The sequence below is a fragment of the Streptomyces sp. NPDC107498 genome, from assembly GCF_055582805.1.
The window spans coordinates 429581-439639 of the sequence record NZ_JBVJPE010000003.1 but is presented as its reverse complement, the minus strand read 5'-3'; the positions used below and the strand labels follow the sequence as shown (position 1 = coordinate 439639).

Genomic DNA, 10059 nt, shown 5'->3' with positions numbered 1-10059 from the left:
CGTTCCGCCCGCTCCGCCCGCTCCGACCGCTCCGACCGCTCCGAACGCTCCGACCGCTCCGACCGAGGAAGTACGGCCATGAACTCCCGCCAGCGCCGCGGCGTGATCCTGCTGCTGCTCTCCGTCCTGTGCGCCCTCGGCGCCTTCGCCGGCGTCCTCGCCGTCATCAGCGACGTGAACTCCAAGGTCGGCCCGGAGACGACGGCATACCGGCTGAAGGGCGACGTGGCCCCCTACAAGCCCCTGAGCGCCGACCAGTTCGAGAAGATCTCCATGCCCAAGCGCTGGCTCTCCTCCACCGCCGTCACCGACCTCCGCCAGATCGAGGGCAGGATCGCCGTCACCGAGCTCAAGGCCGGCTCCCTCCTCCAGACCGACATGATCGTCGAACGCCCCCGGCTCCGGCCGGGAGAGCAGGAGATCGCGATCATGGTCGACGCCGCCACCGGCGTCGCCGGAAAGATCAACGCCGGAGCCACCGTCAACATCTACGCGACCTTCGCCGGCCAGAAGAAGGGCGACCCCGACCAGTCCCGGATGATCGTCACCGGCGCCCGCGTCCTCGACGTCGGCCAGCTCACCCCGGTCTCCGCCCGCTCCGACCGCGCGGACCGGGCCACCTCCACCGTCCCCATCACCTTCGCGCTCTCCACCCTCGACACCCAGCGCGTCGCGTACGCCGAGTCCTTCGCCGAGCACGTACGCCTCGCCCTCGTCGCCCCGTCCACGGCCGGCTCCCCGGCCGACAAGGGCGACCGCACCTACACGCTCGACAAGGACAAGTGAGGCCGGATGACCACCAGGATCCTGCCGGCCGTCGGCGACCCCGACGCGGCCCGGTCCGTCAGCACGCTGCTCAGCCAGCTCCCCGACGCCGAACCCGCCCAACCGGTCACCGACTCCACCCAGCTCGTCGACACCCTCGCCCGCCTCGCCGCCGCCTCCCTCGACGAACTCCCCGAGGTCGTCCTCGTCCACGAGCGGATCGGGCCCGTCCCCGCGCTCGAACTCGTCCGCGAGGTCGCCCTCCGCTTCCCCGCCGTCGGCGTCGTCCTCATCACCGCCGACGCCAGCCCCGTCCTCTTCTCCGCCGCCATGGACTCCGGCGCCCGAGGGCTCGTCACCCTCCCCCTCGGCTACGAGGAACTCGCCAGCCGCGTCCAGGCCGCCGCCCAGTGGTCCCTCGGCGTCCGCCGCCACCTCGGCGCCGGCGCCGAACCGATCACCGGCCCCGGCGGCACCGTCGTCACCGTCAGCGGCGCCAAGGGCGGCGTCGGCGCCACCGTCACCGCCGTCCACCTCGCCCTGGCCGCCCGCGCCTCCGGGCGCTCCGTCGCCCTCGTCGACATGGACCTCCAGAGCGGAGACGTCGCCTCCTACCTCGACGTCCAGTTCCGCCGCTCCGTCGCCGACCTCGCGACCATCGCCGACATCTCGCCCCGCGTCCTCCAGGACGCCGTCTACGTCCACGAGACCGGCCTCTCCCTGCTCCTCGCCCCGGCGGAGGGCGAGCGCGGCGAGGAGGTCACCGACCGCGCCGCCCGCCAGGTCGTCAGCGCCCTGCGCGGTCGGCACGACGTCGTCGTCCTCGACTGCGGCTCCCGGCTCGACAGCGCCAACGCCGCCGCGATCGAGATGGCCGACACCGCGCTGCTCGTCACCACCCCGGACGTGGTCGCGGTCCGGGCCGCCAAGCGGACCGTACGGATGTGGGAACGGCTCCAGGTCCGCAAGGCGGAGGAGACCACGACGGTGGTCAACCGCCACCACCGCACCACCGAGATCCAGCCGCCCCTGATCCAGAAGATCACCGGCACCCGGATCGCGGGCGTCGCCGTCCCGGCCAACTTCAAGGAGCTCGCCGCCGTCGTCGACGCCGGCCGCCTCCACGAACTCGACGCCAGGTCGACCGTCAAGCAGGCGCTGTGGACCCTCGCGGGAGAGCTGGGCCTGGTCGGCGCGCCGGCGACCGGCACCCCCGGCAAGCAGCTCGCCCGCACGGGCGACCGCGGCTCACTGGGCCTGCGCCGCCGCGCCGGAGGACGCTGAACGATGCGGAGGACGTACCGGGACGACGACAGGGGGCAGGTGGCGGTGGAGTTCCTCGGAATGGTGCCGCTGATCCTGCTCACCCTCGCCCTGCTGTGGCAGGTCGTCCTGGTCGGCTACACGTACACGCTGGCGGGGAACGCGGCGGACGAGGCGGCGCGGGCGTGTGCGGTGGGGGACGACGGCCCCTCGGCCGCCGGCCGCCACATCGACGGCGCCTGGAGCGTCTCCGGCGGGGACTGCCGGACGAGCGGCGGCATGGTCCACGTCCGGGTCGACGTCGAGGTGCCGGCCCTCGTCCCGGGCTTCGGAGGCCTGTTCCCGGTCACGGCCGAAGCGGGCGCGGTGTACGAGGAGGTGTCGAACCCATGACGAACGACCTGCGGGGCAGGCTCCGCGACCGGGGCCAGGCCGCCATCGAGTACCTCGGGTTCCTGCCCATCCTGCTCATCGTCGGGCTGGCAGGCCTCCAGCTCGGCATGGCCGCGTACGCCGCCCAGCAGGCGGGCACGGCGGCCCGGGCCGCCGCGAGGGCCATGACCGTCGACGACGACGGCGGGGCGCTCGACCCCCAGGCGGCCGCCGACGCGGCGGTGAGCGGCTGGAGCGAACCCCGGGTCACCGACCAGTACGAGGGAGGCGGAGAGGCCACCGTCACCGTCTCCGTACCCGTCCCCCGGGTCGTGCCCTTCTGGAGCTTCGACCCCGTCGAGAAGACCGCCACCATGCCGCTGCCCGAGACACCCGACGAGGAGGGCCTGCCGTGAGCCTGCGCGCCCGGATCAGCACCCCCGAGGAGAAGGCCACGGGCGGGGGCCGGGAGGACGGCCACCTCGTCGCCGCCTTCCGGGCCAAACTCCTGGAGGAGATCGACCTCACCGAGATGTCCGCGCTCGCGGCGGCCGAGCGGCGGGCCCGCCTGGAGCGCGTCCTCGGCCACATCATCAGCCGCGAGGGTCCCGTCCTCTCCACCGCCGAGCGGGCGCAGCTGATCCGCCGGGTCGTCGACGAGGCCCTCGGCCTCGGCGTGCTCGAACCGCTCCTCGAAGACGCCTCCATCACGGAGATCATGGTCAACGGCCCCGACCAGATCTTCATCGAGCGCGGCGGCCGCGTCGAACTCCTCCCGCTCCGCTTCGCCTCCCACGAGCAGCTGATGCAGACCATCGAGCGGATCGTCTCCACCGTCAACCGGCGCGTCGACGAGTCGAATCCGATGGTCGACGCCCGGCTCCCCTCCGGCGAGCGCGTCAACGTGATCATCCCGCCGCTCTCCCTCACCGGGGCCACGCTCACCATCCGCCGCTTCCCCCGGGCGTACACGCTCCACGAGATGATCGGCCTCGGCTCCCTCGACGAGCAGATGCTGCTCCTGCTCTCGGGGCTCGTGCAGGCCAAGTTCAACCTGATCGTCTCCGGCGCCACCGGCACCGGGAAGACGACCCTCCTCAACGCGCTCTCCGGCCTCGTCCCGGACGGCGAGCGGATCATCACCATCGAGGACTCGGCCGAACTCCAGCTCCAGCAGTCCCACGTCATCCGTCTGGAGGCCCGGCCGCCGAACATCGAGGGCCGGGGGGCCATCTCCATCCGGGACCTCGTCCGCAACTCCCTGCGCATGCGCCCCGACCGCATCATCGTCGGCGAGGTCCGCGGCGGCGAGACCCTCGACATGCTCCAGGCGATGTCCACCGGCCACGACGGCTCGCTCGCCACCGTCCACGCCAACTCGGCCGAGGACGCCCTGATGCGGCTCCAGACCCTGGCCTCGATGTCCGAGGTGAAGGTGCCGTTCGAGGCGCTCCGCGACCAGATCAACAGCGCGGTCGACGTGCTCGTCCAGCTCACCCGGCATCCGGACGGCACGCGCCGCATCACCGAGATCTCCGTCCTCGCCTCGCACGGCAGGGAACGCTTCCTGCTGGCCACGGTCTGCCGGTTCGAGGCGCAGCCGGTCGCGGCCGACGGACGGGTGTACGGGAGGTTCACGTACCACCCGCTGCCCCGCCGTGTCGCCGAACGGCTCTACCTGGCGGGCCAGCCGATCCCGCAGGCGTTCGGCGTGGCGGCGACGGATGCCCATCTGGCCACCCGAGAGGCGGAGTGATGACCGAAGCCCACGTGCCCACCGGAGGCGCAGTGACGATGACGGACCCGACCTGGCTCCCGGGGGAGCGGTGGACGGCGACGGACCCCACCTGGCGACCGGGGGAGCGGTGGACGACGGACCCGACGTGGCGACCGGGGGAGCGACGATGAGGACCGATCCGACCTGGCGACCGGGGGAGCGGCGATGACCACGGACCCGACCCGGCCGCCGGGAGAGCGGTGGACGGTTACGGACCCGGCCCGGCGATCCGGGGCACGGCGATCAGGGGCCCGGCGATGACGACGGACCCCTTCTGGCTGACGGCGGGCGTGGCGCTGCTCGCCTGCGTGCTGGGCGTCGTCGGCGTCCAGCTGTACGCGAGCGGGGCCCGCCGCCACGCCGCCCTCGTCGCCCGGCTCGACGAGAGCGGCGAACCGGAGGCCGTGTCCGGCCGCCGCAGGCGCCGCTTCCGGGGAGTCGACCGGCGCGTGCGGAAGACCGCCCTCGGCCGGAAACTGGAGCTGCGGATCGCGGCGACCGGCCTCGACGTCACGCCCGGCGAGTTCACGGTGGCCCTCGCGGCGACCGTGGCGGTCCTCTGGGTCGTGGGGCAGGCGGTGCTGTCCCCGTTCTTCGGCCCGATCTGCGGACTCCTCGGCATCTGGGTCGCCGTGGGGTACCTCAACTGGCAGCGCCAGAAGCGCATCGAGAAGTTCATCAACCAGCTCCCCGAACTCTCCCGGATCCTGGCCAACGCCACGCAGGCCGGACTCGCCCTCCGGATGGCGCTGAGCCTGGCCGCCGACGAGCTGGAGGCGCCGGCGGGGGACGAACTGGAGAAGGTGGCGCAGCAGTTGGCCGTCGGAACCTCCCTCGACGACGCCCTGGGGGAGCTGGCGGAGCGTCTCCCCTCCCGCGAGCTGGTCGTCCTCGTCACCACCCTCGTGCTCGCCAACCGGGCCGGCGGCACCGTCGTCTCCTCCCTGCGGAACCTCACCGAGACGCTGGAGGAGCGCAAGGAGACCCGGCGCGAGGTCCGCACCCAGCTCTCCCAGGTGAGCATGACCGCGTACTCCGTCCCGGTCATCGGGATCGGATCGCTCCTGCTGATCGACAACATGCAGCCGGGGGCGCTCGACCGCATGACGGCCTCGGGCATCGGACAGTTCGCCGTCGTGGCGGCGTTCGCGCTGTACGTGGTCGGCTTCGCCGTCATCCGCCGCTTCTCGAAGATCGACGTGTAAGGGGCCGCGTGATGGACCTCCTCCTCGCCCTCCTCGCGGGCCTGGCCGTCGTCGGCTTCGCGTACGGCCTGCGTCTCTACCGGGCCGACGCGAAGCTCCCCGACGACCTCAGGCTCGCCCTGGAGGTCGGCGCCACCCGTACGGGGGCCGTCGACTCGGCCGTCGACCGCCTGGGCATGCGCTGGTCGCCGACGGTGCTCCGGCTGATGGGCCCGAAGCGGGTGAACGCCGTCCGCCGCCGGATCGACCTGGCGGGCAATCCCGGCGGCCTGACGATCGACCGGTACGGGGCGAGGCGGGCGGTCTACGGCTTCCTGGGCGGCCTCGGCGGCCTGGTGATGCTGAGCAAGGGCTCGTACGTGACGGCCCTGCTGCTGCTCGCGTTCGGGGCGTTCTGGACGGAGGTCGGGATCTGGTCGGCGGTCCGGATCCGCAAGGACCAGATCGAACGCACGCTGCCGGACTTCCTGGACGTCCTGGCCGTGGTGGTCAGCGCGGGCCTGGGCTTCCGGCAGGCGCTGGAACGGGTCGCGGAGAAGTACGAGGGGCCGTGGTCCGACGAACTCCGCATCACGCTGCGCCAGATGGACATGGGCGTCAGCCGGCGCCAGGCCTTCGACGAACTGCGGCGCCGCAACGACTCGGAGCAGGTGGCGCAGTTCGTCACGGCGCTGCAGCAGGGCGAGGAGCTGGGGGCGCCGATCGTCGACACGCTGATCCAGATCGCCAACGACATGCGGCGCACGGACGCGCAGAACGCCCGCCGCAAGGCGGCGAAGGCGGTCCCGAAGGCGACGATGGTGATCACGACGCTGATGGTCCCGGCGACCATGATCCTGCTCGGCGCGGGCCTGTTCCTGGGCACGGGGACGGACTTCGGGTCGGTGACCGGCGAATGAGCGCGATGACATATTCGGGGGAAACGCCTTCAGGCGCGCAACCCGATGTGCCAGAGTGCGGACTGAGTGTGAGGGGGTGGAGCCGATGAACCCGCTTCATCGATCCCACCCGATGACCGGGGCCTGTCCGCCGACCCGCCCGTCGGCATACCGTGCCCATACGCAGGCGTCCGAACGCGGAGGGGACCACGATGAACGACGCGATGCTGAAGGCCCTGACGAGGGCCAGGGTGGCAGCGACCGGCCGGCTGCTGCGGGGGGACCGCGGGCAGACGGCGGTGGAGTACCTGGGGATCATCGTGGTGGTGGTGGCGATCGTCATCGCCATCACTGGTACGGACATCGGGCAATCCATCAAGGATGCGATTGCCGAGAAGATCACCGAGCTGACCGGCGGCTAATAGAGTCGGTTCGGAGGCGAGAATCCGGGCAGGCGTTCCCCGTCTACATCGCTGCCATCGCAGGTCTTTTATTCCTGGGCTTCGTCTACTTCGTGGTGGGGCAAGCTGCTGCCACGCGCAACAGCGCTCAAACCGCTGCGGATGCAGCAGCGCTGGCAGCCGCACAGGATGCTCGGGAGCAGCTGCGCAAGGGGTGGCTCGACGTGATTCGAGATCCTACGCAGTGGTCCGGATTCCTGGAGGGGAGAGAGTACTTCGCCTCCCCTGCGTGCGAGCAGGCGAATACCTTTGCCGCCAGGAATGGTGCGGATGTCAAGGATGGCGGTTGTAGACGTCTTCCTGTTGGGCGTGAGGGGTTCAGTGTCACGGTACGTACGACGGAAGCTGTTGGCCGTTCGCTTGTCCCAGAAACTGAGTCCCGACATGCCACAGCGTCTGCTAAAGCGGTGATCGAGCCGAAGTGCACCTATGTGGCTCCAGACGTGCCGACTTCGGAGGAGTCGTCACCGGCTCCCGACCCCACGGAATCGGACGAGGAGTCGGACTCGAATGAAGAGCCGATTCTGGGACTGGCTTGCGATGGCGACGCTTGGACGATCGATCCTGAGGAACCGACTCTGCCCAGTGTCACCGAGCTCTTCTCGGTTCGGTTGATCGGCGACGACGAGTAAAGGAAGCGCGCTTCATGAACGTTCGCTACGTACGAAGGGGGTTGTCCTCCCTCGCGGTTGCATCGGTGGCTCTCTTTGTGGCCGGCTGCGGGGCCGAGGAGAAGCAGAAGGAAGACAAGCCATCCGCCACAGCATCAGCGCCACGGAAGGGTAATGCCACCCAGGGTTCGCAACCTGTTGCGGAGCCGACGGAGACGCTGGCTGTCACCAAGGGGCAGAAAGGCTTGGAGCTGGCTATCTCATCTACTGAACGTGATGCGGGTGGCTTTCTGACCGTCAAGGGTCAGTTGAAGAATACGGCCGACTCCGCAACCATCATCCCCTCGCGCTTGAGTGGCGATGAGACCGAAGTGGTGAAGCACGGCAACTCGCTAGGTGGGGCCACTCTCGTCGACTCGGTTGGTAAGAAACGGTACTACGTACTAAGAGATACGGATGGCCGGCCACTGACCACTGCAGGTCTTTCCAACCTGGGTGCTGGTCAAGCAATCCCGGTCTTCCTCCAATTCCCCGCACCCCCCGCCTCCACCACCCAAGTCTCCTTCCAGCTTCCCACCTTCGAACCCGCCACCCTCAAGCTCTCCTGAGGCGACCCCATGACGACGACGAGAAACCGCCGCCTCGCCTCCCTCCTCCTCGTGTGCGTGGCCCTGGGGCCGTTCGCCGGGCCCCCCGCGTACGCCGACGACGGGCCCGGGCCCGCCGGTACCTCCTCGCCCCCGCCCGTCATCGATCCGGAGTCGCCCGGGCTGATGCTTCCCGACGGCGCCACCCTCGCCCCCGCCAAGGTCCTCGACATCAAGCAGATCGTCGAGGACGAGGGCGGGCAGGAGCGCCGGCAGGACACCAACGTGGACGTGACGTTCGCGCTGCAGGCCGAGGTGCTGTTCCCGAAGAACAGCGCCAAGCTCTCGCCCGACGCCACCGCCCGCATCGCCGCCGTCGCCGCGGAGGTCGAGAAGATGGGGTCCGGGCGGGTCCGGGTCTTCGGGTTCACCGACAACCTGGGGACGTACGAGCACGGGCTCAAGCTGTCGAAGGAGCGGGCCGTCGCCGTGCAGCAGGTGCTCGCGCGGGTCCTCGACCCCGGCACGACCTTCGACATCCGCGGGTACAGCGAGGACTACCCGATCGCCGACAACCGCACCGAGGAGGGCCGGAAGAAGAACCGGCGCGTCGAGATCTCCTTCCCCCGGACGGCGGCCCCCTAGAGCGCCAGCGCCGCCCGGATCGTCGCCGTCATGCGGTCCGGGTGGTGGAAGGCCTCCCCGGCGGTGAAGCGCAGCACGCGGCGGATCTCCGGGCAGGACTGGAGCGCGTTGAAGCGGGCGACGTCCCGTTCGTGGGCCCGTCGGGTGCCGTGGAAGGCGTGGCCCTCGATCTCCACCGCCAGGCCCTGTGCCCGGAAGAGGAAGTCCGGGCGCAGCGGCTTCCCGGCCGCCGTGAGCAGGGTCGGCTGGGATTCGGGGGTCAGGGCCGCGTCCCGCATCCGGAGCCGGGCGACCGTCTCCGCCGGGGAGCCCGACGCCGGTTCGGCCAACCGGAGCCAGGTCCGGGCGCGGGCCGCTCCCCGCCGGGGCGCCGCGAGTTCGGCGGCCAGGTCCCCGGGGCGGACGAGCGCCTCGCGCCGTACTCCCCCGACCGTCCGTCGGGCGAGCGCCGAGTCCGCGACGACCACCGCCTCCTCCCGGGTCGCCGAGGCCCGTATCAGGTCGCCGACCGTCCGTGCCGGGGTCGTCGTCCGCAGACCGCGCCGGACGGACCGGTCCCCGTCCGTCAGGAAGGCCGTGGTGTGCAGCCGTATCCGGTCACCGCGGGACGACCTGGCGGGCGGGGGCGCCGTGAAGTCGAGGCGCTCCTCCGGACCCTCCCCGCCCAGGACCTCGATGCGGTGCAGCCGCGCCGCCGTCCCGTGGCTGCACACCAGTTCCGGGCGCAGGAACTGGAGGGCCGTCGCCCTCAGCCGCCAGTCCACCTCCCTCCCCGGGGCCGCCCAGGCGCCCCGGCAGATCCGCTGCCAGCCGTCCCGGCGCAGCCGTCCGGCCAGCCGGCCCGGCGGCCAGCCCGCCGCGACCGCCCAGACCGTCAGGAGGATCCCGCCCCTGGCGAGGATCGCCAACTCGTACATACGCCCAACGATCCACGGAAGGGGGACACTTCGCACCCCCTGTGGAAAACCCGGCGAAAGACGTCGCCAGGAAAGCGTAAATCCGGCGGGACACCCCTCTTCGGCGGGAGCATTCTGGACGGATGACGGCGACCCCGAGCGCGAACCGGCACGTGCCTCCGAGCGCGAACCCGAGCCTGAACCGGCACGTGCCCCCGAGCGCGGACCCGCACGTGGCCCCGAGCGTGCAGTTGGTCAGTGATCTCGTCGCCCGGATCCCCGAGTTCCGGGGCGCGTACGAGACCCATGTCTTCCATCAGGGCGGCGTCCTGCCGCACGTGTTCTTCTGGGACGTCGTCCAGGACACCGTCCGGTCCTTCCTCGGCGAGGCCCCCGACGCCGCCGACTGGCGTCGGACGCTCGACTTCCTGGAGGAGCAGAGCGCGCGCGGCGTCCTCGGCATCGACGAGGTCATCGTCACCTCCTTCCTCGGCGACCTGCCCTCGCCGCAGGAGCCCGGGCACGCCATCGTGGAGCAGCTCGGTCCCGTCATGGCCGCGAGGTTCGTCCGCATAAGGCCTCTCGGATGAGCCCCGCGG

The 10059-nt window shown here is 71.1% G+C and carries 13 protein-coding genes and 1 pseudogene; 13 read left to right on the top strand and 1 reads right to left on the bottom strand.

Annotated elements, in window-relative coordinates; all coding sequences use genetic code 11:
• Positions 1 to 78: 78 nt before the first annotated feature.
• The 12 genes and pseudogenes from cpaB to ACZ66Z_RS07640 all read left to right on the top strand — a co-directional run bounded on the left by cpaB (position 79) and on the right by ACZ66Z_RS07640 (position 8564).
• Positions 79 to 786 (top strand): Flp pilus assembly protein CpaB, encoded by a 708-nt coding sequence (gene cpaB / locus ACZ66Z_RS07695; RefSeq protein ID WP_469933199.1) that lies wholly within the window; start codon positions 79 to 81, stop codon positions 784 to 786.
• 6 nt (positions 787 to 792) lie between these two features.
• Entirely contained in the window at positions 793 to 2049 is a 1257-nt protein-coding gene (locus ACZ66Z_RS07690) for an AAA family ATPase (RefSeq protein WP_469933074.1), read from the top strand.
• A gap of 3 nt (positions 2050 to 2052) precedes the next feature.
• A complete protein-coding gene (locus ACZ66Z_RS07685) occupies positions 2053 to 2421 on the top strand; it encodes a TadE/TadG family type IV pilus assembly protein (protein WP_469933073.1) in 369 nt (122 codons plus the stop codon).
• Complete coding sequence (locus ACZ66Z_RS07680; RefSeq protein WP_469933072.1) at positions 2418 to 2816, top strand: TadE/TadG family type IV pilus assembly protein; 399 nt, start codon at positions 2418 to 2420, stop codon at positions 2814 to 2816. The genes ACZ66Z_RS07685 and ACZ66Z_RS07680 overlap by 4 nt, the downstream gene beginning before the upstream one ends.
• Entirely contained in the window at positions 2813 to 4156 is a 1344-nt protein-coding gene (locus tag ACZ66Z_RS07675; RefSeq protein WP_123455185.1) for a CpaF family protein, read from the top strand. The genes ACZ66Z_RS07680 and ACZ66Z_RS07675 overlap by 4 nt, the downstream gene beginning before the upstream one ends.
• Before the next feature lie 278 nt (positions 4157 to 4434).
• Entirely contained in the window at positions 4435 to 5382 is a 948-nt protein-coding gene (locus tag ACZ66Z_RS07670; RefSeq protein ID WP_469933071.1) for a type II secretion system F family protein, read from the top strand.
• A gap of 11 nt (positions 5383 to 5393) precedes the next feature.
• Positions 5394 to 6281: a DUF5936 domain-containing protein gene (locus tag ACZ66Z_RS07665; protein WP_469933070.1), complete on the top strand. Its 888-nt coding sequence runs from the start codon at positions 5394 to 5396 to the stop codon at positions 6279 to 6281.
• Positions 6282 to 6472: 191 nt separating this feature from the next.
• Positions 6473 to 6682 (top strand): Flp family type IVb pilin, encoded by a 210-nt coding sequence (locus tag ACZ66Z_RS07660; RefSeq protein WP_469933069.1) that lies wholly within the window; start codon positions 6473 to 6475, stop codon positions 6680 to 6682.
• Positions 6631 to 6840, top strand: a pseudogene (locus ACZ66Z_RS07655) (pilus assembly protein TadG-related protein); the annotation flags it as partial. The gene ACZ66Z_RS07660 and the pseudogene ACZ66Z_RS07655, both read left to right, overlap by 52 nt.
• 288 nt (positions 6841 to 7128) lie before the next feature.
• Positions 7129 to 7353 carry a hypothetical protein gene (locus ACZ66Z_RS07650; RefSeq protein ID WP_469933206.1) on the top strand — a complete coding sequence of 75 codons (225 nt, stop codon included), beginning with the start codon at positions 7129 to 7131 and terminating at the stop codon, positions 7351 to 7353.
• A 14-nt stretch (positions 7354 to 7367) separates the two neighbouring features.
• Positions 7368 to 7940: a hypothetical protein gene (locus tag ACZ66Z_RS07645; protein ID WP_469933068.1), complete on the top strand. Its 573-nt coding sequence runs from the start codon at positions 7368 to 7370 to the stop codon at positions 7938 to 7940.
• 9 nt (positions 7941 to 7949) lie between these two features.
• The gene (locus ACZ66Z_RS07640; protein WP_469933067.1) at positions 7950 to 8564 is read left to right on the top strand and encodes an OmpA family protein; all 615 of its coding nucleotides are present in this window, start codon (positions 7950 to 7952) and stop codon (positions 8562 to 8564) included.
• On the opposite strand, the gene ACZ66Z_RS07635 is transcribed toward ACZ66Z_RS07640, so the two are convergent.
• A complete protein-coding gene (locus ACZ66Z_RS07635; protein WP_469933066.1) occupies positions 8561 to 9481 on the bottom strand; it encodes a hypothetical protein in 921 nt (306 codons plus the stop codon). The genes ACZ66Z_RS07640 and ACZ66Z_RS07635 overlap by 4 nt on opposite strands.
• A 122-nt stretch (positions 9482 to 9603) precedes the next feature.
• Here ACZ66Z_RS07635 and ACZ66Z_RS07630 point away from each other — a divergent pair, with 122 nt between their 5' ends.
• Positions 9604 to 10050: a hypothetical protein gene (locus ACZ66Z_RS07630; RefSeq protein WP_469933065.1), complete on the top strand. Its 447-nt coding sequence runs from the start codon at positions 9604 to 9606 to the stop codon at positions 10048 to 10050.
• Positions 10051 to 10059 lie beyond the last annotated feature (9 nt).